At 70.1% G+C, this 23,559-nt stretch carries 22 protein-coding genes and 1 pseudogene; 13 read left to right on the top strand and 10 right to left on the bottom strand.

Annotated elements, in window-relative coordinates; all coding sequences use genetic code 11:
- Window positions 1–148 precede the first annotated feature (148 nt).
- From D2K64_RS18090 to D2K64_RS18070, 5 genes are read left to right on the top strand one after another with little or no spacing between them, the layout of a single operon-like run.
- The gene (locus tag D2K64_RS18090; RefSeq protein ID WP_157985921.1) at window positions 149–493 is read left to right on the top strand and encodes a DVU3141 family protein; all 345 of its coding nucleotides are present in this window, start codon (window positions 149–151) and stop codon (window positions 491–493) included.
- On the top strand, window positions 493–1,290 hold the full coding sequence (locus tag D2K64_RS18085) for an ABC transporter permease (RefSeq protein ID WP_238384267.1): 798 nt from the start codon (window positions 493–495) through the stop codon (window positions 1,288–1,290). The genes D2K64_RS18090 and D2K64_RS18085 overlap by 1 nt, the downstream gene beginning before the upstream one ends.
- A gap of 7 nt (window positions 1,291–1,297) precedes the next feature.
- Complete coding sequence (locus D2K64_RS18080) at window positions 1,298–1,945, top strand: ABC transporter ATP-binding protein (RefSeq protein ID WP_120009791.1); 648 nt, start codon at window positions 1,298–1,300, stop codon at window positions 1,943–1,945.
- A complete protein-coding gene (locus tag D2K64_RS18075) occupies window positions 1,914–3,098 on the top strand; it encodes a capsule biosynthesis protein (RefSeq protein WP_238384266.1) in 1,185 nt (394 codons plus the stop codon). Before D2K64_RS18080 ends, D2K64_RS18075 begins: the two co-directional genes overlap by 32 nt.
- Window positions 3,088–4,878 carry a polysaccharide biosynthesis/export family protein gene (locus D2K64_RS18070; RefSeq protein WP_120009790.1) on the top strand — a complete coding sequence of 597 codons (1,791 nt, stop codon included), beginning with the start codon at window positions 3,088–3,090 and terminating at the stop codon, window positions 4,876–4,878. The genes D2K64_RS18075 and D2K64_RS18070 overlap by 11 nt, the downstream gene beginning before the upstream one ends.
- Before the next feature lie 43 nt (window positions 4,879–4,921).
- Here D2K64_RS18070 and D2K64_RS18065 read toward each other — a convergent pair whose 3' ends face one another.
- A complete protein-coding gene (locus D2K64_RS18065) occupies window positions 4,922–7,063 on the bottom strand; it encodes a glycosyltransferase (protein WP_120009789.1) in 2,142 nt (713 codons plus the stop codon).
- A 109-nt stretch (window positions 7,064–7,172) separates the two neighbouring features.
- On the opposite strand from D2K64_RS18065, the gene D2K64_RS18060 reads away from it, so the two are divergent.
- The 3 genes from D2K64_RS18060 to D2K64_RS18050 all read left to right on the top strand — a co-directional run bounded on the left by D2K64_RS18060 (window position 7,173) and on the right by D2K64_RS18050 (window position 10,926).
- Entirely contained in the window at window positions 7,173–8,546 is a 1,374-nt protein-coding gene (locus tag D2K64_RS18060) for a glycosyltransferase family 4 protein (protein WP_120009788.1), read from the top strand.
- A 138-nt stretch (window positions 8,547–8,684) separates the two neighbouring features.
- The gene (locus tag D2K64_RS18055) at window positions 8,685–9,371 is read left to right on the top strand and encodes a class I SAM-dependent methyltransferase (RefSeq protein ID WP_120009787.1); all 687 of its coding nucleotides are present in this window, start codon (window positions 8,685–8,687) and stop codon (window positions 9,369–9,371) included.
- A 73-nt stretch (window positions 9,372–9,444) separates the two neighbouring features.
- Window positions 9,445–10,926 (top strand): phospholipase D-like domain-containing protein, encoded by a 1,482-nt coding sequence (locus tag D2K64_RS18050; RefSeq protein ID WP_120009786.1) that lies wholly within the window; start codon window positions 9,445–9,447, stop codon window positions 10,924–10,926.
- A 66-nt stretch (window positions 10,927–10,992) separates the two neighbouring features.
- On the opposite strand, the gene rsmD is transcribed toward D2K64_RS18050, so the two are convergent.
- The 3 genes and pseudogenes from rsmD to D2K64_RS18035 all read right to left on the bottom strand — a co-directional run bounded on the left by rsmD (window position 10,993) and on the right by D2K64_RS18035 (window position 13,294).
- The gene (gene rsmD / locus D2K64_RS18045; RefSeq protein WP_120009785.1) at window positions 10,993–11,547 is read right to left on the bottom strand and encodes a 16S rRNA (guanine(966)-N(2))-methyltransferase RsmD; all 555 of its coding nucleotides are present in this window, start codon (window positions 11,545–11,547) and stop codon (window positions 10,993–10,995) included.
- A gap of 263 nt (window positions 11,548–11,810) precedes the next feature.
- Window positions 11,811–12,539 (bottom strand): annotated as a pseudogene (locus tag D2K64_RS18040) (pseudouridine synthase); the annotation flags it as partial.
- Window positions 12,540–12,547: 8 nt separating this feature from the next.
- The gene (locus D2K64_RS18035; RefSeq protein WP_120009784.1) at window positions 12,548–13,294 is read right to left on the bottom strand and encodes a gamma-glutamyl-gamma-aminobutyrate hydrolase family protein; all 747 of its coding nucleotides are present in this window, start codon (window positions 13,292–13,294) and stop codon (window positions 12,548–12,550) included.
- 65 nt (window positions 13,295–13,359) lie between these two features.
- Between D2K64_RS18035 and D2K64_RS18030 the strand changes: the two genes are divergently transcribed.
- The gene (locus tag D2K64_RS18030) at window positions 13,360–14,109 is read left to right on the top strand and encodes an SDR family NAD(P)-dependent oxidoreductase (RefSeq protein WP_120009783.1); all 750 of its coding nucleotides are present in this window, start codon (window positions 13,360–13,362) and stop codon (window positions 14,107–14,109) included.
- A complete protein-coding gene (locus D2K64_RS18025) occupies window positions 14,109–14,573 on the top strand; it encodes a nucleoside deaminase (RefSeq protein WP_120009782.1) in 465 nt (154 codons plus the stop codon). Before D2K64_RS18030 ends, D2K64_RS18025 begins: the two co-directional genes overlap by 1 nt.
- Window positions 14,574–14,602: 29 nt before the next feature.
- Here the strand turns inward: D2K64_RS18025 and D2K64_RS18020 are convergent, their stop codons facing one another.
- Window positions 14,603–15,727 carry an FUSC family protein gene (locus D2K64_RS18020; RefSeq protein WP_120009781.1) on the bottom strand — a complete coding sequence of 375 codons (1,125 nt, stop codon included), beginning with the start codon at window positions 15,725–15,727 and terminating at the stop codon, window positions 14,603–14,605.
- Between the two features lie 197 nt (window positions 15,728–15,924).
- Between D2K64_RS18020 and D2K64_RS18015 the strand changes: the two genes are divergently transcribed.
- Window positions 15,925–17,127 (top strand): MFS transporter, encoded by a 1,203-nt coding sequence (locus D2K64_RS18015; RefSeq protein WP_120009780.1) that lies wholly within the window; start codon window positions 15,925–15,927, stop codon window positions 17,125–17,127.
- Between the two features lie 95 nt (window positions 17,128–17,222).
- Here the strand turns inward: D2K64_RS18015 and D2K64_RS18010 are convergent, their stop codons facing one another.
- The gene (locus D2K64_RS18010; RefSeq protein ID WP_120009779.1) at window positions 17,223–17,411 is read right to left on the bottom strand and encodes a DUF1674 domain-containing protein; all 189 of its coding nucleotides are present in this window, start codon (window positions 17,409–17,411) and stop codon (window positions 17,223–17,225) included.
- 42 nt (window positions 17,412–17,453) lie between these two features.
- Between D2K64_RS18010 and htpX the strand changes: the two genes are divergently transcribed.
- On the top strand, window positions 17,454–18,413 hold the full coding sequence (gene htpX, locus D2K64_RS18005) for a zinc metalloprotease HtpX (protein ID WP_120009778.1): 960 nt from the start codon (window positions 17,454–17,456) through the stop codon (window positions 18,411–18,413).
- Here htpX and D2K64_RS18000 read toward each other — a convergent pair.
- Window positions 18,410–19,387 (bottom strand): LysR family transcriptional regulator, encoded by a 978-nt coding sequence (locus D2K64_RS18000; protein WP_120009777.1) that lies wholly within the window; start codon window positions 19,385–19,387, stop codon window positions 18,410–18,412. The two genes, htpX and D2K64_RS18000, sit on opposite strands and share 4 nt — an antisense overlap.
- A gap of 111 nt (window positions 19,388–19,498) precedes the next feature.
- Between D2K64_RS18000 and D2K64_RS17995 the strand changes: the two genes are divergently transcribed.
- The gene (locus D2K64_RS17995) at window positions 19,499–19,930 is read left to right on the top strand and encodes a DoxX family protein (RefSeq protein WP_120009776.1); all 432 of its coding nucleotides are present in this window, start codon (window positions 19,499–19,501) and stop codon (window positions 19,928–19,930) included.
- 172 nt (window positions 19,931–20,102) lie between these two features.
- On the opposite strand, the gene D2K64_RS17990 is transcribed toward D2K64_RS17995, so the two are convergent.
- The 3 genes from D2K64_RS17990 to D2K64_RS24525 all read right to left on the bottom strand — a co-directional run bounded on the left by D2K64_RS17990 (window position 20,103) and on the right by D2K64_RS24525 (window position 23,249).
- Window positions 20,103–21,338, bottom strand: coding sequence for an argininosuccinate synthase (locus tag D2K64_RS17990; protein ID WP_120009775.1), 1,236 nt, complete (start codon window positions 21,336–21,338; stop codon window positions 20,103–20,105).
- 85 nt (window positions 21,339–21,423) lie between these two features.
- A complete protein-coding gene (locus D2K64_RS17985) occupies window positions 21,424–21,990 on the bottom strand; it encodes a transposase (protein WP_202910733.1) in 567 nt (188 codons plus the stop codon).
- Between the two features lie 461 nt (window positions 21,991–22,451).
- Window positions 22,452–23,249 carry a hypothetical protein gene (locus D2K64_RS24525; RefSeq protein ID WP_157985920.1) on the bottom strand — a complete coding sequence of 266 codons (798 nt, stop codon included), beginning with the start codon at window positions 23,247–23,249 and terminating at the stop codon, window positions 22,452–22,454.
- Window positions 23,250–23,559: the final 310 nt, after the last annotated feature.

Below are 23,559 nucleotides of genomic sequence, written 5' to 3'. Positions count from 1 at the left end.
AATGATTATTCAACTTCTGTGCAGGGCGTGTTTTACAAGGCCAGTTGTGCTGGGTTAGGTTCAACCCATGCAAGAGCGAGTGCAACTCTGCGTGTGCGGGAAACCCACCCTTCCTTCACGGAAGCGGGCACCGTTCATGCAACCCTTGATGGCATCCCTCCTGGCTATGATGCTTTCCGGCTGCGCGACCCAGGGCGCCCCTGGTCACGCTTCAGGTGCCGCGGCGCCGCTGCCTGCCCGGCCCGCCGATCCGCTCGCCGCCTTTGCGGCCCGCGCCCAGCCGGGGCAGGTCGAGGATGTGTCGCCGCAGCCCGGCGCCGCGCCGGTGACGGTGCGGTTGGTTCGTGCCTATCAGGCCGGCAGCGGCCGCGAATGCCGCGAGCTGACCGTCGGCTACCGGGCCAGCCGCCCGGCGCTGTACTGTGAGGACCCGGTGGCCGGCTGGTCCGTGGCCCGGGCGCTGCTGCGCGGCGGGGCCGTGGGACGGCCGTGATGGTGGAGATCCCGCGGCGCCGGGCCATGAGCGGCGCCCGGGCGCAGGTCCAGGTCGTCGGCGCGCTGTTCATGCGGGAGATGCTGACCCGCTTCGGCACCAGCCGCATCGGCTATGTCTGGCTGCTCGCCGAGCCGCTGATCCTCGGCAGCATGATCTCCCTGATGCATGCGCTGAGCGGCAGCGACCTGCCGAACGGCCTGCCGACCTTTCTGTTCTACGCGCTGGGCTACACGCCCTTCCTGATGTTCCGCTCCATCGTGGCGCGCGGCTCCAACGCGGTGAACGGCAACATCTCGCTGCTGTTCCACAACCGCATCACCCTGCTCGACACCATGATCGCCCGCAACCTGATGGAGATGATGGTCTGCTTCACGGTGTGCCTGCTGTTCATCCTGCTCGGCATGCTGATCTTCGGCGAGCTACCGCACCAGCCGGCCCTGCTGGTGGCGGGCTGGTTCATGAGCGCTCTGCTGGCGCACGGGCTGGCCATGGTGATCGGCTCGGCCATGGTTGTGATGGAGTGGGTCGAGCACCTGGTGCATCCCTTCACCTACCTGATGATGCCGATCTCGGCGCCGTTCTACATGATCGACATGCTGCCGCAGGGCACGCAGGAGATGCTGCTGTGGAACCCGCTGGTCAGCATCCACGAGCTGAACCGCTGGGCGATGTTCGGCGACCGCGTCATCCCGCATTACGACCTGGTCTACGTCCTCGCCTGGATCATTGGCCTGAACGTGCTCGGCATGGCGGGCCTGCGCATGGCGCGGCCGCGGCTCAGCCTGTCGGACTGAGCCGCCCATGCTGGAGCTGCGCAACGTCTGGAAAAGCTTTGAGCAGCGCCAGGGCCGCAAGGATGTGCTGCGCGGCATCAATGTCCGGGTGAACCGCGGTGACCACCTCGGCATCCTCGGCCGCAACGGCGCCGGCAAATCGACGCTGGTGCGCGTGCTCGCGGGGGTCGAGGCGCCGACGCGCGGCTCCATCCGGCGGGAGATGCTGATCTCCTGGCCGCTCGGCGGCGGCTACGGCATCCAAAGCAGCCTGACGGGGCGCAACAACTCCCGCTTCATTGCCCGGCTCTACGGCCTGTCGCTCAGCCAGACCGAGGCGTTCGTCGAGGATTTCTCCGAGCTCGGCCGCTACTTCGACGAGCCGGTAAAGCACTACTCCTCCGGCATGCGCTCGCGCCTGATGATGGCGCTGTCCTTTGCCGTGGATTTCGACGGCTACCTGGTGGACGAGGCCCTGTCCACCGGCGATGCCCGCTTCGCCAACAAGTGCCTCTCCGTGTTCGAGGAACGGCGCCAAAACGCCGCCGTGATCATGATCTCGCACAACCTGAACCATGTCCGGCGCTACTGCCGGACGGCTGCCGTGCTGCGCAACGGCATGCTGGAATTCTACGAGGACGTCGATGAAGCTATCGCCGCTTACCAGGGTCTCTGAACCCGCGCTGAGCGGCCATCTGGCCGGCCAGCGCAGCGCCAGCCGCCGCCCCTCGCCCCTGGCACGGGCGCTGTGGAAGCGGCGCTTCTACTTGCTGCTGGTGGCGCTGCCGACGCTGCTGACGGCCTTCTACCTTTATGCCTTCGCCGCCGGACAATACGTCTCGGAGGCGCGCTTCCTGGTGCGCGGCCGGCAGGAAAGCCCTTCCGGCGGCGCCCTCGGCGCGATGATCGGCGCCGCCGGCTTCAAGCAGTCGAGCGAGGAAGCCCTGGCAGTGCGCGACTACCTAGAGTCGCACGACGCACTGTTCGCGTTGGTCGGCAATATCGACCTGATCGGGCTGTACCGGCGGCCGGAAGCTGACTTCCTGTCGAGCCTGTGGTTCGCCGATCCGCCGGCCGAATTCCTGCAAATGTACCATTCCAGCATGAGCTCGGTGAAGAACGACACCAATTCGGGCATCATCACCATCCGGGCGCGCGGCTTCCGCGCCGAGGATGCGCGGCTGATCGCCGAGGAACAGATCCGGCTGTCGGAAGCCTTCGTCAATCAGCTCTCCTCCCGCGCCCGGGAGGAAACGCTGCGCGTCGCGCAGGAGGAGCTGGCCCGTGCCGAGCAGCGCGTGGTAGCCAGCCAGACGGCGGTCACCGCATGGCGCCAGCAGGAGCAGGCGGTGGACCCGACCAAGAGCGCGACGATCGGCCTGGAAGGCCTCGGCGCCCTCGAAGGCCTGCTGACCAGCGCCCGTGCCGAGCTGCAGGAAAAGTCGGCCTTCATGCGCCCCGACAACCCGCAGATCGCCACGCTGCGCAACCGCATCGCCTCGCTGCAATCGGAGATCGCGGCGCACCGGCAGCGGCTGACCCGCGGCGGCGAATCCCTGCCCGGCCAGATCGCCGCCTATGAGCGGCTGCTGCTGGAGCGGGATTTCGCCGACAAGCAGCTGGCGTCGGCCACCGCATCGCTGGAAACCGCGCGGCTCGATGCCCAGCGTCAGCAGATGTTCCTGGCCCGGGTGGTGGAGCCCAACCTGGCCGAATACCCGCTCTACCCGCGTGCCTGGCTGATCGTGGTCAGCATGTTCGCGGTGCTGAGCGTCCTTTACGGCATCGGCTGGATGCTGGTCGCAGGGATCCGTGAACATGCACTCTAGTCGTGTCTTCCTGGCCGCGACCCTGTCGCTGCTGCTGGCGGCCCAGGGCACGGCGCAGCCGCTGAACGCCCCGATGCAGGGCTCCCCGACGCTGAACTCCCCCGTGCCGGGGCTGATGAACCAGTTCCAGGGCCAGCAGTCGCCTTCCATGGCGCAGCAATCGCCGCAACTGCAGGTGCCGCAGTTGCTGCCACAGGACAACATCATCAACCGCGCCGGCAGCACCACGGAAGCCGAGGCCGGCGCCACCGCCGAAGGCCCGCTGTCCGAACCTTATCGCCCGCCGGGGCCGAGCCGCACCGTGTTCGGCGCCCAGCTCTTTCTGCGCGGCGCCCCCTCCGCCTCGGAAAGCGCGAACCCGAATTACCGCCTCGGTCCGGGGGACCGCGTCAGCGTCCGCGTCTGGGGGCCGGTGGAGGCGGAGGTGGTTGGCGCCATCGATCCGGACGGCAACCTGTTCCTGCCCTCGATCGGGCCGCTGCGCCTGGCCGGCGTGCGCGCCGGCGACCTGCAGCGCACCGTGGAAGGCGAGGTGCGGCGGATCTACACCCAGCAGGTGCAGGTCTATGCCGTGCTGCTCTCGGCCAGCCAGATCGGCGTCTACGTCACCGGCTTCGTGCGCACGCCGGGGCGGCATCTCGGCGCCGGCTCGGAAACCGTGCTGGACTACCTGCTCCGCGCCGGCGGCGTGGATCCGGTGCGCGGCTCCTACCGCGACATCGTGGTCAACCGCGGCGGCCGCTCCCTGGTGCGGATCGACCTGTATCCCTTCCTGCTGCAGGGCAAGCTGCCGCAGCTGACGCTGCAGGACGGCGACACCATCGTGGTCGGCCGGCAGGGCGCGGTGGTGTCGGCCGACGGCGCCGTGCGCAACAACTACCTGTTCGAGGTGGCCGGCCGCGCCATGGGCGGCCAGGAGCTGGTGCAATTGTCGGGCCCGCTGCCGGCGGCCACCAACGCAGTGATCCGCGGCACCCGCAGCGGCCAGCCCTGGTCGCGCTACGTCGACGTGGCGGCACTGGAGAAGCAGTCGCTGCTGGATCAGGACACCATCACCTTCATCACCGACGCCCCGGCGCCGACGGTGCGGGTGTTCGTGGAAGGCAGCCGCATCGGCCCCTCGGTGCTGGTGGCCGACCGCGACATCGATCTGTGCAGTCTGCTCAACCACGTCGCGGTGGACCCGGCACTGGCCGACACCAGCTCCGTGTTCATCCTGCGCAAGCGCATCGCGGCGCAGCAGCGCCGCGCCATCAACGAGGCGCTGGACCGGCTGGAACGGCAGCTCTTCACCGCCACCTCGGCGACCACCGGCATCGCGCAGATCCGCACCGCGGAAGCGCAGCTGGTGTCGAACTACATCCAGCGCGGCCGCCGCATCGAGCCGGAAGGCCGGCTGGTGGTGGTGGACGGCAATGGCCGCTGCGCCCGCGTGCGGCTGGAGGATGGCGACACCATCGTGATCCCCGAGCGCTCCGACACCATCCTGGTGGCGGGCGAGGTGGTGACGCCGCAGGCCATCCTGTGGCGCCCGGACATGACCATCGACGCCTATGTGGAGGAAGCCGGCGGCTACACCCAGCGCGGCGACAGCGGCGGCATCATGATCCGCCGCGCCAGCGGCCAGATCATCCTCGACCCGCGCCAGGGACCTCGCCCCGGCGACGAGCTGATCGTGCTGCCGCAACTCGGCATGAAGGGCTTCCAGATCGCCAGCGACCTGCTGCAGATGATCTACCAGGCGGCGCTGGCGGTGCGCTACTTCGACCTCGGCCGCTGAGCCGGGCGGGCGGGGAGCCCGGCTCCCCGCCCGCTTCGCCGGATCAATGCTCCGGCAGCGGCGGCGCGTGCTGGAAGTGCCGCAGCTCCAGCAGCGCCAGCCGCTCATCCTCCCGCTCCACCGCCGCGAAGGCGAAGCCCAGCAGGCCGACGCCGACCGGGCGGCCCGACGGGTCCGGCCGGGCCTCGCCGCAATGCAGGTCGACCGTCACCTCGGCCCCGCCGGCCGGCACCTCCAGCGCCACGGCGAGGCGCGCACCGGCCTCCAGCCGCACCGGCACCGGCAGCGCCGGCGGAGCGCCCTCCCGCATCACATGCAGCTCCACCATCTGCGGCTGCGCCGGGCCGAGCAGGTCCAGCTCCAGCCGCAGCGGGCCGGCATGTTCGGCATCGAGCGGCAGGAACAGGGTGGCATCGCCGGGACGGGTCCAGACGCCCGCATCCTCCAGCGGATACCAGCCATCGCCCTCGCGCACCGCCTCGGCCACCGCCATGCCGAGGTTCGGCCGGCTGGCCGCCATGCGGCGCACCGGATGCCGGATGGCGGGTGCCAGCGGCAGGCGCGGCAGCACGCCGTTCTCCTGTTCGGCGAGGCGGGCCGCCTCCGCCAGCAATTGCGCCGCCACCACGCTCCAGGGCCGCAGCGGCACCGCCGCCGCGCGCGCCTGCTCGGCCTCACGGAAGGCCGGGTCGGTGATCATGCGGCCGAGCAGCTCCACCAGCTCCGGCTCGTTGCCGGGGGTGAAGAAGGTGGCACCGCCCTGGCCGGATTCCACCAGCGCGGAATGCGCGGGCGTCACCACGGCGCGGCCGGCGGCCAGGCTTTCCGTGACCGGCAGACCCCAGCCCTCGTGCAGGCTGTTGTAGACGGTGAACAGGCTCCGCCGGTACAGCGCCGCCAGCACCGGGTCCGACACGTCGTGCAGCAGCCGCACCTTGGCGCGCAGCTCCGGCGAATGCTCCAGCAGCGACAGGGCCGGCTCGGCCCGCCAGCCCGGCTTGCCGACGCAGGCCAGCAGCGGCACCTGCCTGGCGCCGAGGCGGCGCAGCAGCGTCAGCCAGGCGCTGAACACCATGCGGTGGTCCTTGCGCCCCTCCATGGTGGCAACGAACAGCACGAAGGGGGCGTCGCCGCGCAGCAGCGGGTGGTCGGCTGGCGGGCGCGGCGGCGGCGCGGCCGGCGCCGCGTCCATGCGCACCACCGCCGCGCGCGGCACCGGCAATTCGGGCAGCAGGGCCGCGTGTAGCCGCCGCAGGTCGTCGCGCGTCGAGCGCGACACGGTGAGCACGCCGTCGGCATGCAGCGCGAGGTTGGCGAACCAGCGCGAATAACCGCTCACCGTGCCCTCCTGGCAGTATTCCGGCATCAGCAGCGGCACGCAGTCATGCACCAGCGGCACGTGCCGCAGCCCGTCGCGCTGGCGCGCGGCACGCAGTGTGCCGAGATGGCCGGGCACGCCCCAGGTGCCGCCCAGCGGCACCAGCACGGCGCCGGGCGCGAAGCGCAGCGCCGGCGGCCGCTCCAGCAGCGCTTCCAGCAGGCCGGTGGCTTCCCGCCAGGCCGGCTCGTCCGCCTCGGTGCCGGTGGTCATCAGGTGAACGAGGCGGTGAAACAGGGCGGCGGGGAAGTCGCGCAGGCCGCCGGGGCGCATGGCGCAGAGACGCGGCGGCTCGGCCCCGGCCAGGGCGCCCTGGGCGATGCCGATCTGCACCCGCTGAATGCCGCTCGGCGCGCGGTAGCCCTGGCGGATCCACTGGGTCAGGTCGGTGAGGTCGAGCACGATGCCGCCGGCGCGCGGCGCGGCGCGTTCCGGACGGTCGGCCACCAGGGCGATCCATTCGGCCCAGGGTCCGACGGCGCCGGGATCCAGCGCCACGGCGGCGGCATAGGCCGCGCGAGCGTGGTCGCGCTGGCCCAGCAGCTTCTCGGCGTGGCCGATCTGCAGCGGGATGTCGGAATCCAGCGGGCGGCTGCGCCAGGCGGCGCGGTACAGCGTCAGGGCCTGCCGCACCTCGCCCAGTTCCTTCAGGCAATGCGCCTGCTGCACCTGCATGCCGGCATCGTCGGGCCGCAGCCGTAGGAACGCGCCATAGGCGGCGGCCGCCGCCTGCCAGTGGCCGCGGTCGCGCAGCCCGTCGGCCTCGCGCCGCAGCATTTCCGCATCCTGCCCCGCTTCGTCGGCCATGCCCCGCTCCCCGCATCCGCCGTCACCCTTCACGACAGCGTGGGGTTCCGGTCAAGGGGTCGTGATGAATACGCTTCGCCTAACAGGCGCACTCGGCTAGGTTCCGCCCATGCGCCCGCGAATCTACCTCGATGGCTACAACCTCGCTCTCGACCAGGGCACGGGGGTGGCCACCTATGCCCGCAACCTCAGCTTTCGCCTCGGCGCGATGGGGGCCGAGGTCGGCGTGCTGTACGGCACCCGCGCCAGCCCCAGCCGCAACCCGCTGATCCGCGAGATCGCGTTTTTCGACAACCGGGTGGGCGAGCCCGGCACGATACTGCGCTGGATGCGCAATGTGCGGCGCACCACGCTGGGCAATCTGGGCGAATACGCGACGCAGGTGCCGATCACCGGCCGCGTGGTGGCCACCACCTTCGACAACCGGATGCCGCATTTCGACCACCTGTGGAACGTCGAGAACGGCTTCACCCAGGCGGCCAACCACTTCAAGTGGTTCAAATCGCGCCTGACGGTGCGCATGCCGCAGCCGCCGCAGATCATGCACTGGACCTACCCCATCGCCATGCAGATGCCGGGGGTGAAGAACATCTACTGCCTGCATGACCTGGTGCCGCTGCGCCTGCCCTTCACCACCCTCGACCACAAGCGCCGCTACTTCCGGCTGAACAAGCTGATCGCGCAGAAGGCCGACCACATCGTCACGGTCAGCGAGGCGTCGCGGCGCGACATCATCAACCTGCTGGGCGCCGATCCCGACAAGGTCACCAACACCTACCAGTCGGTCGAGCTGCCGCGGAAATTCACCGACAAGCCGCTGGCCGAGGCGCGGGACGAGATCGCCGGCTCCTTCGGCCTCGGCTGGAAGGGCTATTTCCTGTTCTTCGGCGCCATCGAGCCGAAGAAGAATGTCGGCCGCATGATCGAGGCGTTTCTCGCCTCCGGCTCCGAGCTGCCGCTGGTGATCGTCGGCAAGCAGGCCTGGAAGAGCGAGGAGGAGCTGAAGCTCCTGTTCGACGACCACATCCGCTACCAGGTGCAGGAAGGCTCGATCCTGCGCACGCGGCGCAAGATCATCCTGCTCGACTACGCGCCGTTCCGCCTGCTGGTGTCGCTGATCCGCGGCGCCAAGGCGGCACTGTTTCCTTCCCTGTACGAGGGCTTCGGCCTGCCGGCGCTGGAGGCGATGAAGCTCGGCACGCCGGTGATGACCTCCAACACCTCCTCCCTGCCGGAGGTGGTGGGTGACGCCGCCCTCACCGTCGATCCCTACGACGTGCGCGCCATGGTGGAGGCGATCCGCGCTCTCGACACGGGTGCCGACCTTCGCGGGCAGCTGGCCGAGGCTGGGCCGAAGCGGGCCGCCCTGTTCAGCAGCGAAGCCTATGAGAAGAAGCTGGCCGAGGTGTATGGCCGGCTCGGCGTGCGGCTGGACCGGCCGGCGGCCACGCCGCCCGAGGCCGCACCGCTGGCCGCCGAGTAGCTCCGGAGGCTCCGCATTGAAATGGCCTTCGCGGCAGGCTAGAATCACGGCGCTCTGGCGGAGCTGAACGGGTCCCCGCGCCCGGTACACTACTCGCCCCGAAAACGGGGCGGTTTCCTCGAACAGGGGAACCGACCCATGGCCGATAGTACCACGCCCGTTGTCTTCCTGCCTGTCCAGGCGGCCTATGACCGCTGGGCGCCGGGCTATGACAGCACCGACAATCCCATGGTGTTCGCAGCCCGCCGCGCCCTCGACAGCCTGGCACCGACCCTGCGCGGCCGGGCCGTGGTGGAGTTCGGCTGCGGCACCGGCGGCAACCTGCGGCTGCTGCGCCGGCACGGGGCCGGGCCGCTCAGCGGCTTCGACCTGTCGGCGGGCATGCTCGGGGTGGCGCGCGCCGCCGTTCCGTCCGCGCGGCTGTGGCAGCAGGACATGCTGCATCCGGTGCCGCTGCCGGACGCCACCGCCGACGCCGTGCTGTTCAGCCTGACGCTGGAGCATGTGGCCGATCCCGTCACGCCGCTGGCCGAGGCGCGCCGGCTGCTGCGCCCCGGCGGCCGCGTGCTGGTGCTGGAGATCCATCCCTATCTCAGCCTGGGTGGCGTCGGCGCGCATTTCCGGGATGAGGAGGGCGAGGTGCGCATGCCGGTGGTGGCGCATGGCATCGCGGACCACCTGAACGGCTTCGCGCGGGCCGGGCTGCGCGTCGCGGCCTGTCGCGAATGGCGCCCGCGCGACTTCGGCGGAGACCGGCCGGCACGGCTGCTCAAGCGCGGCGAAGCCATGCCAATTTTGATCGCCTTCGAGGCCGTTGCGTGCTGAGCCACAAAAAGAGTTGAGTTGAGGAACTTGAGCACGACCACAATGTTGGTCCGGCAAAGAGAGTGCCCGCCGAATGCCCGAGCCCGAGTCCGACCCGGAGCCGATCACTTCCCCTCGTCCGGACACCCTGCTGCAGCCTGGCCATACCTGCTGGAAACTCGCGCGCGCCGACCGCCTGGCCGTGATCGTGGATGCCGCGGATTATTTCCGCGCCGCCAAATCGGCCATCCTGCAGGCGCAGCACGCGGTGACGCTGATCGGCTGGGATTTCGATGCCCGGATCGAGCTGGAGCCGCAGGGCCAGACACTGGACGGCCCGAATCGCATCGGCCGCTTCCTCAACTGGGTGGCCCGCCGCAAGCCGGGGCTGGAGGTGCGCATCCTGAAATGGGACCTCGGCCTGCTGCGCTCCCTGTCGCGCGGCGAAACGCCCTTCTTTCTGCTGAACTGGATGGGCGGCAAGCAGATCCAGTTGCGGCTTGACGGCGCTCACCCGGCCGCCGCCGCGCACCACATGAAGCTGATGGTGATCGATGACGCCCTGGCCTTCTGCGGCGGCATCGACATCACCATGGGCCGCTGGGACACCCGCGACCACGGCCCCGACGCGCCGGCGCGGCACTCGCCGGGTGGCAAGCGGCTCGGCCCCTGGCACGACGTCACCACCTGCGCCAGCGGCCCACTGGCGCGCGCGCTGGGCGAGGTGGCGCGCCGCCGCTGGCATCGCGCCACCGGCGAAACCCTGGGCCACCCCCCGGTGCCCGCCGAGACACCCTGGCCCGAGGGCCTGGAAGCCGAGTTCCGGGACATCCCCGTGGGCATCGCCCGCACCCTGGCACAATATGACGAGGTGCCGCAGGTCAGCGAGATCGAGGCGCTGACCTTTCGCGCCATCGAGGCCGCGCGCCGCACGCTCTACATCGAGAGCCAGTATTTCGCGTCCCGCAAGGTCGCCGAGGCGATCGCCGCCCGCCTGCAGGAGCCGGACGGGCCGGAAGTGGTGATCGTCAACCCCGACACGGCGGATGGCTGGCTGGAAGCCAAGGCCATGGACTCGGCGCGCCTCCGCTTGGTCAATCTGGTGCGCCGGGCGGACCGGTACGACCGCTTCCGCATTTTCCACCCGGTGAACGAGGCCGAGCAGCCGATCTACGTCCATGCCAAGGTGATGGTGGTGGACGACGCGCTGCTGAAGATCGGCTCGGCCAATTTGAACAACCGTTCGATGGGCTACGACACCGAGTGCGACCTGGCGATCGAGGCGGCGGCGGCGGATGATCCGGCGGCGGTTCGCGCCCTGATCACCGCCCGCCGCGACGACCTGCTGGCCGAGCATCTCGGCCGCGACGCCGCCGAGGTCACGGCCGCCATCACCGCCGCCGGCGGCTCGCTGATCGGCGCCATCGAGGCGCTGAACACGGGGCCGAAGAAGCTGGCGCCGCTGCCGATGCGCGAGCTGACCGCCGGTGAGGAGGCGATCGCGGAAACCGACCTGGTGGACCCGGAACGCCCCACCAGCCTGTGGCGGCAGTTCCGCTCGGTGGTCGCCGGGTAGTTCACGCCCGTACTCCGCGCCGGGTGGTCCGGGCCGGGGGCAGCGCCGCGTCTCCGGCCCGTTCTCCTATGGGGCGCGAAGGCAGATCACCCGCGCGGCGCCGTGCGCCCGCTCCGCCAGCACCTCGGCACCCGGAAGCTCCAGCGTCTCGGCCACGCCCAGCTCGGCGCAGATCAGCGCGCCGGGCGCGATCCAGCCGGCGGCGGTGAGCGCCGCCACCGCCTTGGGCACCAGCTCCTGCGCATAGGGCGGGTCCAGGAACACCAGCCCGCAGGCAGCGGCGGCCCGCGGCGGCCGCGTGGCGTCGCCGGGCAGGATCTGGGCACGCTCGGTTTCGCGGCAGGCGGTGATGTTGGCGCGCAGCACGCCCAGGGCGACGCGGTCGCGCTCCATGAAATACGCGCTGGCGGCCCCACGCGACAGGGCCTCCAGCCCCAGCGCGCCGGTGCCGGCAAAGGCATCCAGCACCCGGGCCTCCTCGATCATGCCCCGCCCGGCCCAGGGGGCATGCCACAGCATGTCGAACAGCGCCTGGCGCACGCGGTCGGCGGTGGGGCGGGTGGCGGCGCCGGGCGGGGCTTCCAGCGTCCGGCCCCGGTTGCGGCCGGCAATGATGCGCATCAGCCGGGCTTGCGCGGTCCGCGCCGGCGGCCCCGGTCGCGGCTCGGCCCTTCCGGCTGGTCGGCATCCGGCCCCTGCGCCACGGCCCCCCAGGGGCGGCGCAGCTTCTCGGTGGCGTTGCGCGCGCGCGGCGGCTTGGCCGGGCGGCTGCGCTGCACCGCCTCCGGCTTGGCGGCGGCGCGCGCCTCGTCCGCGGCGGTGACCCGGGCGGCCTCGGCGGCGCGCTCCACCCCGCGCAGGATGCGCGGTGGCGCATCGAGGCCGAGCTGCTCGCGCATGAACTTGGCGTTCACCTCCTCCACCGCGCCGCGCGGCAGGGTGCCCAGGGTGAAGGGGCCGTAGGCGACGCGGATCAGCCGCGTCACCGTCAGGCCGAGATGCTGCAGCACGCGGCGCACCTCGCGGTTCTTGCCCTCGGTGAGCGACACGGTGAGCCAGGCATTGGTGCCCTGGCGTGAATCCAGCCCCGCCTCGATCGGGCCATAGGCGACACCCTCCACCGTGACGCCGCGCGCCAGCTCGGCCAGGGCGCGCTCGTCGACGCGGCCATGCACGCGGGCGCGGTAGCGGCGCACCCATTCATTGTCCGGCAGCTCCAGCTTGCGGCTCAGCGCGCCGTCATTGGTCAGCAGCAGCAGACCTTCGGAGTTGAGGTCGAGCCGGCCCACCGAGACGAGGCGCGGCAGCCCCTCCGGCAGCTCGTCGAACACGGTGCGGCGCTGTTCCGGATCCTTGTGGGTGGTCACCAGGCCGGGCGGCTTGTGGTAGCGGAACAGCCGCGTCCGCTCCGGCGCGCCGACCGGCTTCTTGTTGACGGTGACGCGGTCCTCGGGGCCCACAAAGGTGGCCGGGGTTTCCACCACCCGGCCGTTCAGCGCCACGGCGCCCTCGGCGATCAGCTTCTCGGCGTCGCGCCGGCTGGCGATGCCGGCCCGCGCCAGCCACTTGGCGATGCGCTCGCCGCGCTCGGCCGTGCCTTCGCTCTCCTCCACCGGATCGCTCACGACGCCCGCTCCGGCGCCACCAGGTTCTCGCCCCGCGCCGCTGCCACGAAACCGTCCAGGATGCGGCGGTCGGCGCGGTCCACCGCGTATTCGGGGTGCCACTGCACGCCCAGGGCGAAGCGGTGCCGGATGCTCTCGATGCCCTCGACCACGCCATCCGGCGCCACGGCGTTGACGATGGCGTCCGGCCCTGGCCGCTCCACCGCCTGATGATGTGCCGAGTTCACCGCCATGCGCGGGCCGCCGACGATGCGGGCCAGCAACGTGCCGGCGGTGACGGCGACCTCGTGCCCCGGCTCCGTGCGCGGGTTGGGCTGCTCATGCGCCAGCGCATCGGCGATGCTGTCGGGGATGTGCTGGATCAGCGTGCCGCCCAGCGCCACCGCCAGCAATTGTTCACCCCCGCAGATGCCGAGGATCGGGATGTCGCGGGCCAGGGCGCCGCGCACCATCGCCAGCTCGAAGGCGGTGCGGCCCTGCTTCAGCGCCACTGTCGGGTGCGCCGGCCCGCCGCCATACAGCGAAGGGTCCACGTCGAACGCGCCGCCGGTGACCAGCAGCCCGTCGATGCGGTCGAGATATGGCTCGGCCAGCTCGGGCTGGTGCGGCAGCGCGACCGGCAGGCCGCCCGCCTCCGCGACACTGGAGAAATAGTTCTGGCGGAGGGCGTACCAGGGCAGCTTGGAGTAGCCGCCGGGCTGTTCCGCATCCAGGGTCAGGCCGATCAGGGGAAGCTTGCGCATGGCTGCGGTTGCTAGCCCTGCGGCGCGGCGACCACAATGCATTTCCGGATGGACAGGAGGCGAGGATGCAGCACAAGGGCAGGCGTGTGGTGGTGATGGGCGGCAGCCGGGGCATCGGGCGCGCCATCGCGCTCGGCTTCGCGCGGGAAGGCGCCGCCGTGGCCGTCTGCGCCCGCGGCGCCGCCGGACTGGAAGCGGTGCGTCAGGATCTCGCGGCGCTCGGCGCCACGGCCCATGCCGCCCCCTGCGACCTGGCGGATGCCGAACAGATCGCCGCCTTCATCCCCAACGCCGCGGCGGCGCTGGGCGGCATCGACGTGCTGGTGAACAACGCGTCCGGCTTCGGCTCCACCGATGACGAGGCGGGCTGGGCGGCATCCTTCAACGTGGACATGATGGCCACGGTGCGCGCGTCCCGCGCGGCCCTGCCATTCCTGGAGCAATCGGGCAGCGGCGCCATCGTCAACCTGTCCTCGATCTCGGCGCTCCGGGCCAGCGCGCGCAGCGCCCCTTATGGCGCGATCAAGGCAGCCATCGACCACTACACCGGCAGCCAGGCCAAGATGTACGCCGCCAAGGGCATCCGGGTGAACGCGGTGGCGCCCGGCTCCATCGAGTTCCCCGGCGGCTCCTGGGAGCAGCGGCGGCTGGAAGGCTCGCCGCTCTACGAATCGGTGCGGTCGCAGATCCCGGCCGGCCGCCTGGGCGAGCCCGAGGAGGTGGCGGATGTGGTGCTGTTCCTGGCCTCCCACGGTGCCCGCTGGGTGACGGGGCAGAGCATCGTGGTGGATGGCGGGCAGCTGATCGGCCCCTGATGCCGGCATCGCCCCCGCCGAGCCCGATCGAGCTGGCCCTGGCCGAGGCGCGCGCGGCCGCCGCGCGCGGCGAGGTGCCGGTGGGCGCCGTGGTCACAGCGCCGGATGGCAGCGTGCTGGGCCGGGCCGGCAACCGGGTGGAGGCCGATCGCGACCCGTCCGCCCATGCCGAGATCCTGGCGCTGCGGCAGGCCGCCCGGCGGCGCGACTCGCCCCGCCTGCCCGACTGCACCCTCACGGTGACGCTGGAGCCTTGCCCGATGTGCGCGCAGGCGGCCAGCTTCTTCCGGGTAAAGCGGGTCTGCTTCGGTGCCTATGATCCCAAGGGCGGTGGGGTGGAGCATGGCGCGCGGATCTTCGCCGCGCCCTCCTGCCACCATGCGCCGGAAGTGATCGGCGGCCTGCGCGAGGCGGAATGCGGCGCCCTGCTGCGGGATTTCTTCGGATCGGTGCGGCGGAACTGAGCGGGCCGGCCAGGCCGTGCGGCACCGCGTCAGGCGGCGGCGGTTCCGTCCTGGCTGTCGCCGGCGACCTCCAGCAGGCCATTCATGTTGCGCGACAGCTGCTGCCAGGCCAGCGACAGGCCGAAGACCTGCTCAATATCCTCCTGCGGCAGCGGCTGGAACAGCCCGTCGGAGCGCATCTGCTCCACAGCGGCGGCGACCCCGCTGGCGGGGCTGCGGATGCCGCCGGCCCGGGCAGGCAGCGTCCCGTCCGCAAGCGCCTGGCCGATCTCGCCGAGGAACCGCTCCGCATCCCGCGTGGCGTTCCGCACCGGCTCGCCCAGGTGGTCGCGGAGTGGCTCCGGCAGGCACCGGGCGCTGAGGCGGTCCGCCATGGCGAGGCTGTACCACAACCGCTCGATCTGCTTCAGGAGAGGCGTCAGGGGCACGTGCCGCCTGCGCTTCCGGCGCAGCCGCGTCTGCTCGATCATGGTGCCGGCCGCGGCCAGTTCGCGCGCGATCCGATCATGAGCCGTCCGGAGATCCGGCGCGTCCTGCGCCAGGACCCCGGCCATGCAGGCGGACAGAAGCTCGCCACAGCCTTCCAGCGCCTTCGCCAGGTGCTGCTCGGCACTGCGATGGGCTTGGCGCGGCAGGATCAGCACGCTGGCCGCCGCGCCGGCCGTGGCGCCCAGCGCGATCGCGCCGATCTTGTGAACGGCGTTCTCCAGCAGTTCCACGCCCGGAGCGATGATCAGGATGGCGACCGGAACCAGACCATAGCTGTACCTCGGCCGGACACCGGTGATCAGGCTCATGATCCCGATCCCGGCCAGCAGGCACAGGATCGTCCGCCAGCCGCCAAGGCCGATCAGGTGGATGCAGCCCAGCGCGACCAGGGACCCCAGCACGGCCCCTAGTACCCGGTCCCGGGCGGCGGTCAGGGTGCCGCCGACACTGCCCTGGATCACGTAGAGCGCGGAGAACACGGCCCAGGAAGGCTCGGACAGGCGCAGCCACTGCGCCGCATTGTAGGAGATGAGGACCGCCAGGATCGTCTGCGCCGCCGAACGGAAGGGGTCCCGCCGGGTCACGTCGAGGCAGAACGCGCAGAAGCTGCGGAACCAGGAGGAACGGGAATGCGGCCGAGTGCCCGAGGCCCGGGGTGGTGTCATGCGGAGCGAAATCCCCAGGCCGCCACAGCGTTGCGCGGCCGGCGCCGGCACCCGCCGCGCGCCGTCGCGGCGAGGATCAGCGGATCGGAGCCCTTGGCTGGCCCCCCCGGCGCCTGCTCCCTCGCCCCCTGTTCCCCAGCTCTGTTTCCGGGTCCCTGGCACTTGGCGCCGGCCACGACGCGGCGCAGCATGGCGGCATGGATACGACTCAGGCCGAGCCGCAGGCCATCCGGCGAATGGTGGCGGTGTTCGGGATGTCCGGCTTCGCGGGGGCCCTGGCAAGCCGCGCCCTGGACCCCTTGATGGGGGAACTCGCCACTGAGTTCCTCGCCCCGCATGAGCAGGTGGCCCTGCTGTCCAGCGCCTTCGCCCTGCCCTACGCGCTGGTGCAGCCGGTGCTGGGGCCGCTCGGCGACGCCTTCGGCAAGCGGCGGGTGGTGGCGCTGTGCATCGGCCTGTTGTCGCTGATGCTGGCGGCCTGCGCCCTGGCGCCGAGCCTGGACGGGCTGTTCGCCGCGCGCGTCGCCGCCGGACTGGCGGCGGGCGGCATCTTTCCGCTGGTGCTGGCGCTGTTCGGCGACACCGTGCCGCTGGCCCAGCGCCAGGTGGCGATCAGCCGCTTCCTGGCCTACGCCATCCTGGGGCAGTTGGCCGGCGGCGCCGTGTCGGGTGCGGTGGCGCCGTTCATCGGCTGGCGGGGCGTGATGTGGATCTGCACGGCCGTCGCCGCCCTGTCCTGCCTGGTGCTGGTGCTGGATGCGCGCGGGCGGGCGGGCACCGCCACCCTGGCCCCGCCGCCCTCGCTGGCCGAGGTGCTGCACCGCTACCGGGGCATCCTGCGCAATCCGGCGGCGCAGCCGCTCTATGGCGGCGTGTTCCTGGAAGGCATGTTCGTGTTCGGCCCCTTCCCCTTCCTGGCGGCGCTGCTGGGGGCGGACGGCCATGGCACGCTGCGCGCCGGGCTGGCGGTGGCCGGGTTCGGCATGGGGGGCTTCGGCTACACCCTGCTGGCGCCGCTGCTGCTGCGGCGGCTGGGGCAGGCGCGGATGATGCGGCTGGCCGGGCTGCTGGTGTGGGGCGGCATGGCGGTGCTGGGCTTCTCGCCGCTCAATCTCGCCACCGGCGGCGGGGTGCTGATCGGGCTCGGCTTCTTCATGCTGCACAATTCGATCCAGGTGCGCGTGACCGAGGTGGCTCCCCTGGCGCGCGGATCGGCCGTCGCCCTGCATGCCTTCTGTTATTTTCTCGGGCAGGCGGCAGGGCCGGCGCTGTTCGGCGCCACCATGTCACGCCTGGGCAGCGGCATCACGCTGGCCTTGGGCGGGCTGGCAGTGTTCGCCATCAGCGTCTGGCTCAGCAGCCCCCGCACCGGAACAAAACCAGCCCGGGCCACGCCTTAGCGGTCCCCGACTTCGCTTCTGCGCGATTCGCACGGAACAAACCGGGCACTTCGACCGGTGCGAATCGGGGCGCGCACGTTCTCCGGATGTTCTCGTCAGAAGTCGGTGACGCGGCCCTTGCGTTCCCAATCACCATAGCGGGTCGGTTCAGGACCAGGCGGGCCGTCCACTTCCTTGGGCAAGGGCTGCTGCGGCTTCGGGGCGGCGGCCGGCGGGGCTGACGCAGCCGTGTTGCCGGGTTCAGGGCTGGCCGGGGTGGCGGCCTCTTGTTCATGGTTTGCCATGCGCTTCATTTGGGGTGGGACGGTCGTAAAGGGAACGGGGCGATGAGCGGCTATCTGAAAACGACCCTGCTGCTGGCGGCCATGACGGCGCTGTTCGTGGCGGCCGGCGGCGCGATCGGCGGCCGCACCGGCATGGGCGTGGCCTTTCTGGTGGCCTGCGCCACCAACCTGTTCGCCTGGTGGAACAGCGACCGCATGGTGCTTCGGATGCACAACGCCCAGCCCATCGGGCCGGAAGACGCGCCGGAGCTTTACCGCATGACTGAGCGGCTGGCCGCCAATGCCGGCCTTCCCATGCCGGCGCTCTACCTGCTCCACGAGGACCAGCCCAATGCCTTCGCCACCGGCCGCAACCCGCAGAACGCCGCGGTGGCGGTGAACACCGGCCTGATCCAGCGCATGCCGCCCGAGGAGGTGGAAGGCGTCATCGCGCATGAGCTGGCGCATATCCGCAACCGCGACACGCTGATCATGACGGTGACCGCCTGCCTCGCCGGCGCGATTGGCATGCTGGCGCAGTTCGGCTTCCTGTTCGGCGGCATGCGTGGGCGGGAGGAGCGCGGCATGGGTCCGGTCGGCACGCTGCTGCTGATGCTGCTGGCGCCCCTGGCTGCCGCCGTGGTGCAGATGGCGATCAGCCGGTCCCGCGAATACGAGGCCGACCGGGCCGGCGCCGCCATCAGCGGCAATCCGCAGGGGCTGGCGCATGCGCTGATGCGGCTGGAACAAGGGCGGCACGCCTTTCTCAACCAAGCCGCCGAGGCGAACCCGGCCACGGCGCACATGTTCATCGTCAATCCGCTGTCGGGGCAGCGGATGGACAACCTGTTCTCCACCCATCCGAGCACCGAGAACCGGGTGGCGGCACTGATCCAGCTGGCGCAGCAGGCCGGCCCGGCGCGGCACGGCAGTTGGAACGCCGCGCCCCGGGGCACGCCGTCGACCCCTGGCAATCCCTGGGCTGCGTCGCGGCCGCCGCAGCGCCGCGGCCCCTGGAGTTAGGGAACGGGGAGTGAGGAGAGCGGGGCCGTCCCCCACGCTTCCAGCTCGCGGCATTTCGGATCCTGCGCCGCTTCCCGCGCCACGGTGAGCAGCAGGCGGCGCAGCCAGGCATGGCCCTGGTCGGCCTCGAAGCGCCGCGGAAAGATCAGCGACAGGCGGGTGTGCGCGATGGCCACCGGGCAGGGACGGAACACCAGCCCATGCGCCTCGGCCAGCAGCACCGCCAGCCGCGCCGACAGCGCCATCACCATGTCGGTGCGCTTCAGGATGCCCGGCACGCCGGACAGATGCGCCACAACCGCGCCCAGGCGGCGCGGATGCCCGGCCTCCCGCATCGGCGCATCCAGGGCGCCGTCGCGCGAGCCGTTGGGCGAGTGCAGCAGGTGCGGCCATTCGGCGAGGCGGGCGATGGTCAGTTCGCCCTCCGCCAGCGGATGGCCAGGGCGCATCAGCACCAGGAACGCCTCGGGCAGCAGGCGCAGCCGGGTATAGAGGGCCGGCGGTTCCGGCAGCATGCCGAGCGCCATCTGCACCGCGTCCTCCTCCAGCATGCTCAGCGCGTTGGTGCGGTCGGCATGATGGATGGCGACCAGGCAGCCCGGCGCCTCGGCGGCCAGCCGGGCCAGCAGCGGTGGGGCCAGCACCGCCTCGGCATATTCCGACAGGCCGACGGGAAACACCCGCCGCGCACTGGCCGGGTCGAAGGGGGCATGGGCGGCGAGCGCATCGCGCAGCTGGTCCAGCATCTCGGCCACGGGCGCGGCCAGGGACGATGCCAGCGCGGTCGGCTCTACCCCGCCAGGGCGGCGCAGGAACAGCTCGTCCCCCAGCGCCGCGCGCAGGCGGGTCAGGGCGTTGGACACCGCCGGCTGCGACAGGTTCAGCCGGGCCGCGGCGCGCGTGACGTGCCGTTCGCGCGCCACGGCGTCGAATACCCGCAGGAGGTTGAGGTCGAGGGTGGAAAGATCAGCCATTGATGCGGCGAATGATGGCCGTTCCGCTTCGCGTTTGGAAGACGAGAGCCCAACCGGGATAGCAAGGACCCCGCGGCCGGATGGGCCGCTTCCCCGACGGAGAGCGAACCGATGACCGAGACCCGCACCACCCCCTACGCCATCGCCCTGTTGCGCATCAGCCTGGGCATCCTGTTCCTGGCCCACGGCCTGTGGATGAAGATCCTGGTCTTCGGCCTTCCCGGCACGATGGGCTTCTTCGGCAGCCTGGGCTACCCACCCATCTTCGGCGCGGTCGTGGCGCTGGCGGAGACCGCCGCCGGCATCGCGCTGGTTCTCGGCATCTGGACCCGGCTGGTGTCGCTGCTGACCCTGCCGATCCTGATCGGCGCCGCGCTGCAGCATGCCGGCCATGGCTGGGTGTTCAGCAATGCCGGCGGCGGCTGGGAATTCCCGGTGTTCTGGATCGTCGCGATGATCGCGCAGGCGGGCCTCGGGGCCGGCGCGCTGGCGCTGGAGCCGCGCCGCCTGCTGGGCGGGTCGGCCACGCCGCGCCACGCCTGAAGCCGGGTGGATGGCCAGGCGGCGGGGTGGCGCCGCCGGGCCCTGCTCCGTTCTGCCGCCCGGTGCGGCCTCGGCGCGCCGAGAGCCGGGGCGCACCACCGGCGATCCTCCCTTCGCGGAGCCCCGCGCGGGGAAAGCCGGTTGCGGGGCGACGGGTGCCGCCCCGCCGGGGTCAGACCGCGCCGCCCTTGCGGCCTGCCATGGCGCCGAGGCGCAGGCGGAGCGCGTTCAGCTTGATGAAGCCCTGGGCGTCGAACTGGTCGTAGGCGCCCTGGTCGTCCTCGAAGGTGACGTGCTTCATGGAGTAGAGGCTGTTGGGCGACTGGCGGCCGGTGACAATGGTGTTGCCCTTGTAGAGCTTCAGGCGGACGGTGCCGGAGACGCTGCGCTGGCTTTCATCGACCATGGCCTGGATCATCCGGCGCTCGGGCGCGAACCAGAAGCCGTTGTAGATCAGCTCCGCGTATTTCGGCATCAGGCTGTCCTTGAGGTGGGCCACCTCGCGGTCCAGGGTGATGCTCTCGATGGCGCGGTGGGCGACGTAGAGGATGGTGCCGCCGGGGGTTTCGTAGCAGCCGCGGGACTTCATGCCGACGAAGCGGTTCTCCACCAGATCGAGGCGGCCGATGCCGTTGGCGCGGCCGAGCTCGTTCAGGCGGGTCAGCAGGGTGGCGGGGGAGAGGCGCTCACCATTGATGGCCACCGCGTCGCCGCGCTCGAACTCGATCGTGATCTCGGTGGCGACGTCCGGCGCGTCCTCGGGGCGGATGGTGCGCTGCCAGACGATCTCAGGCGGCTCGTCCCAGGGCTCCTCCAGGATCTTGCCCTCGGAGGAGCTGTGCAGGAGGTTGGCGTCGACGCTGAAGGGGGCCTCGCCGCGCTTGTCCTTGGCGATGGGGATCTGGTTGGCCTCGGCGAATTCCAGCAGGCGGGTGCGCGAGGTCAGGTCCCATTCGCGCCAGGGGGCGATCACCTTCACGTCGGACTTTAGGGAATAATAGCCGATCTCGAAGCGGACCTGGTCGTTGCCCTTGCCGGTGGCGCCGTGGGAGACGGCGTCGGCGCCGACCTGCTCGGCGATCTCGATCTGGCGCTTGGCGATCAGGGGGCGCGCGATGGAGGTGCCGAGGAGGTACTGGCCCTCATACAGCGCGTTGGCGCGGAACATGGGGAAGACGAAATCCCGCGTGAATTCCTCCCGCAGGTCGTCGATGAAGATGTTTTCTTCCTTGATGCCCAGCAGGCGCGCCTTGTCGCGGGCCGGGCCCAGCTCCTCGCCCTGGCCGAGGTCGGCGGTGAAGGTCACCACCTCACAGCCGTAGGTGGTTTGCAGCCATTTCAGGATGACCGAGGTGTCGAGCCCGCCGGAGTAGGCGAGCACCACCTTTTTCACGTCCTTGACCGCCATCGCGCGGGTCCCCTTTCCGAAGGAGCGAGTTCAGCGAAGTTCCGGGTGGGGGGTTTGCCGCAGTGGCGCGGGGCGGGCAAGGCGGTCACGGCCAGCCCAGCCGCACGGAGCGGGGAATCCGCGCCCGCCCGGCGGCATCGCGCAGCAGGCGGGCGAGGCTGCGCAGCGCATCGGCGGCCGGGCGGGGCCCGAGCGGCCAGCGGTGCAGGGTTTCGGACAAAAGCGGATCGGGCAGCAGCCAGGGCGGCGCGGCGAGGGCCGAGCGCAGGCCGAGGCGGCGGATCAGGATGAGGAGCGGCATGCCGCCCAGGCGCGCGGCGCGGCGGCAGGCGCGGCAGATGCTGTATTCGATGGCGCGGAGCGGGTGGCCCGGCGGCAACTTGGCCAGGGCGCGCAGCAGGCGGTGCCAGACGCCGCCATGCGTCAGGCGGCGGAAGAAGCGGGAGACGGTGTCGGGGCGGCCGTGATGTTCGGGCAGGTCGCGCCAGGCGGCGCCGCGCAGGTGGGCGAGGTGGAAGATGGCATCCATCCGCGCGCGCAGATCGGCAGTGCGGCGGCCCTGCGGGGCGAGGGCCGGGAGGAAGGGGTGCAGGGCGGCCCAGGCGGTGTCGGAGAGTGGGGTCCAGGGGGTGGGGGTGGTGAGGCGGGAAATGGGTAGTGCCCTCCAGTTGCCAGCGAGGCGAAGGGTAATAGGAATTTAGTCCTTCAGTCAAGGTCGTTGTTGAGCGAGGAGGTTTTGTCTGCCGCCTTTTTAGCTCACCTAGACTACACAGCGTCTTCCTTATCGTTTCGAATGCGCATCAAGAAAAATGCGATCGACAATAGCTAGGCGGCCGATTACCTGCTTCGCCGCTGAATAAAAAAATGTCGAGATTTATAATATTATCTGATCGAGCAATCCTAAGCAGAAAATTTTACGTATATTTCCTGACACCCGTTTAGAACACAGTTTTTAGCCAATCGACAGATCAGGCCGAATGTTATTCTTCTTGCAGGTGAAATCCGAATAATCACTAGCGCCTTGAATATTAAACTATGCGCGCTGATGAGCGTTGCCGAGCATGAAAGGCTGCGCCGCAGTCGGAGATTGGCCGCTCCCGACCCAAAGCGGACCTATAACGGCGCACCCTTACTTCCGCCTCGGCGTAGTCGCTCGCCAAGGGCATCTTGCGGGAGGCAGACTAGCTGAGACCTGAGACTGTGAAGAACGACCTTATCGACGTTCTTGAAAACAGCTCTGCGGAAGGACCAGTTCGCGTATCGCTGCCCACCCTCTGCTTCGATGACAAGCAACACATGGAAGTTCGGAGATACTCTGCCGCCGTCTGCCGTCAAAATTTTCAGTCCCTCAAGCTCACTGATATGACGCGGTGTGCCGTTTCGGGTTTGAAGGCAGTACGGATAACCTCCAGCCAAGTTTTCAGCAGCCCGTATGATTTGGTTCGGCAGTGTCGCTGACCACAGTGCCGTGCCCAGGGCAAAGCCGCCTATAAGGCTACAAGCGAAACCAAGGACCGAGCCAAGCACCTGCTTTGGTCGAAGTAGGCCACCTGATCGCCTGACATTGAAGGCTAGTGCGGGAGCCTCACAAAAAACCACGAAAAGAATGAGAGAAAGGCCAAGTAGCTCTGAAAGTCCTAGCCGACTGCTAAAACTGCCCACCATCGTCAAGATGGCGAGCGCACCGGCGGCAGCGCCTAGATGCAATGCAGTGACCGCCGCCACTAAGCGGCCCCCACGACCAACGACGAGGCCAAGAATGGGCGAGAGAAGCAAGCTCATAAAGGTAAGCTCAAAATAGGGAACCGCCACAGCATAGGGCGAATTGAGATAAACAAACGTGGCTAGAGAGCTAACGATGATCGTTAAAGAAAGCAAAGACGCGGTTGCGAGTTCAAAATTCCACTTCATCGCTTAGGGCAGCCATCAATGTGTGTCTTGCCTTGCTATAGCAAATGTCTGTTCTGTGAAGCGATGGTCACGGTGAAGCTAAGCTGCTTCCCCCTTTAGTCAGGTGGAACCCTGATGTCTGCTTCCCACCCATCTCGGTCATGCCTGACCAAGTCTTCATCTTGAGCATCTTTATCGGCGAACAGCAGCAGCGTCTGCCCTGCCGGGAGATCGCTGCCCTCCGAAACGTTCGGCCTAGCAGCCTGTCGGGTTTGGGTCGGCTGCTAGTGGGATAGTTGGGTTACGGATCATGTAGCCAGCCGCAGGCGGT

Source organism: Teichococcus vastitatis (genome assembly GCF_003604215.1).
GTDB lineage: Bacteria > Pseudomonadota > Alphaproteobacteria > Acetobacterales > Acetobacteraceae > Pseudoroseomonas > Pseudoroseomonas vastitatis.
Note: the sequence above shows the minus strand (reverse complement) of the source record. Positions and strands in the feature narration are given on the sequence as shown.

Bases quoted from the DNA above. Each gene is read 5' to 3' on its own strand.
- D2K64_RS18090 (WP_157985921.1), top strand. From the start codon at position 149: ATGGCATCCCTCCTGGCTATGATGCTTTCCGGCTGCGCGACCCAGGGC.
- D2K64_RS18085 (WP_238384267.1), top strand. From the start codon at position 493: ATGGTGGAGATCCCGCGGCGCCGGGCCATGAGCGGCGCCCGGGCGCAG.
- D2K64_RS18080 (WP_120009791.1), top strand. From the start codon at position 1,298: ATGCTGGAGCTGCGCAACGTCTGGAAAAGCTTTGAGCAGCGCCAGGGC.
- D2K64_RS18075 (WP_238384266.1), top strand. From the start codon at position 1,914: ATGAAGCTATCGCCGCTTACCAGGGTCTCTGAACCCGCGCTGAGCGGC.
- D2K64_RS18070 (WP_120009790.1), top strand. From the start codon at position 3,088: ATGCACTCTAGTCGTGTCTTCCTGGCCGCGACCCTGTCGCTGCTGCTG.
- D2K64_RS18065 (WP_120009789.1), bottom strand. From the start codon at position 7,063: ATGGCCGACGAAGCGGGGCAGGATGCGGAAATGCTGCGGCGCGAGGCC.
- D2K64_RS18060 (WP_120009788.1), top strand. From the start codon at position 7,173: ATGCGCCCGCGAATCTACCTCGATGGCTACAACCTCGCTCTCGACCAG.
- D2K64_RS18055 (WP_120009787.1), top strand. From the start codon at position 8,685: ATGGCCGATAGTACCACGCCCGTTGTCTTCCTGCCTGTCCAGGCGGCC.
- D2K64_RS18050 (WP_120009786.1), top strand. From the start codon at position 9,445: ATGCCCGAGCCCGAGTCCGACCCGGAGCCGATCACTTCCCCTCGTCCG.
- rsmD (WP_120009785.1), bottom strand. From the start codon at position 11,547: ATGCGCATCATTGCCGGCCGCAACCGGGGCCGGACGCTGGAAGCCCCG.
- D2K64_RS18035 (WP_120009784.1), bottom strand. From the start codon at position 13,294: ATGCGCAAGCTTCCCCTGATCGGCCTGACCCTGGATGCGGAACAGCCC.
- D2K64_RS18030 (WP_120009783.1), top strand. From the start codon at position 13,360: ATGCAGCACAAGGGCAGGCGTGTGGTGGTGATGGGCGGCAGCCGGGGC.
- D2K64_RS18025 (WP_120009782.1), top strand. From the start codon at position 14,109: ATGCCGGCATCGCCCCCGCCGAGCCCGATCGAGCTGGCCCTGGCCGAG.
- D2K64_RS18020 (WP_120009781.1), bottom strand. From the start codon at position 15,727: ATGACACCACCCCGGGCCTCGGGCACTCGGCCGCATTCCCGTTCCTCC.
- D2K64_RS18015 (WP_120009780.1), top strand. From the start codon at position 15,925: ATGGATACGACTCAGGCCGAGCCGCAGGCCATCCGGCGAATGGTGGCG.
- D2K64_RS18010 (WP_120009779.1), bottom strand. From the start codon at position 17,411: ATGGCAAACCATGAACAAGAGGCCGCCACCCCGGCCAGCCCTGAACCC.
- htpX (WP_120009778.1), top strand. From the start codon at position 17,454: ATGAGCGGCTATCTGAAAACGACCCTGCTGCTGGCGGCCATGACGGCG.
- D2K64_RS18000 (WP_120009777.1), bottom strand. From the start codon at position 19,387: ATGGCTGATCTTTCCACCCTCGACCTCAACCTCCTGCGGGTATTCGAC.
- D2K64_RS17995 (WP_120009776.1), top strand. From the start codon at position 19,499: ATGACCGAGACCCGCACCACCCCCTACGCCATCGCCCTGTTGCGCATC.
- D2K64_RS17990 (WP_120009775.1), bottom strand. From the start codon at position 21,338: ATGGCGGTCAAGGACGTGAAAAAGGTGGTGCTCGCCTACTCCGGCGGG.
- D2K64_RS24525 (WP_157985920.1), bottom strand. From the start codon at position 23,249: ATGAAGTGGAATTTTGAACTCGCAACCGCGTCTTTGCTTTCTTTAACG.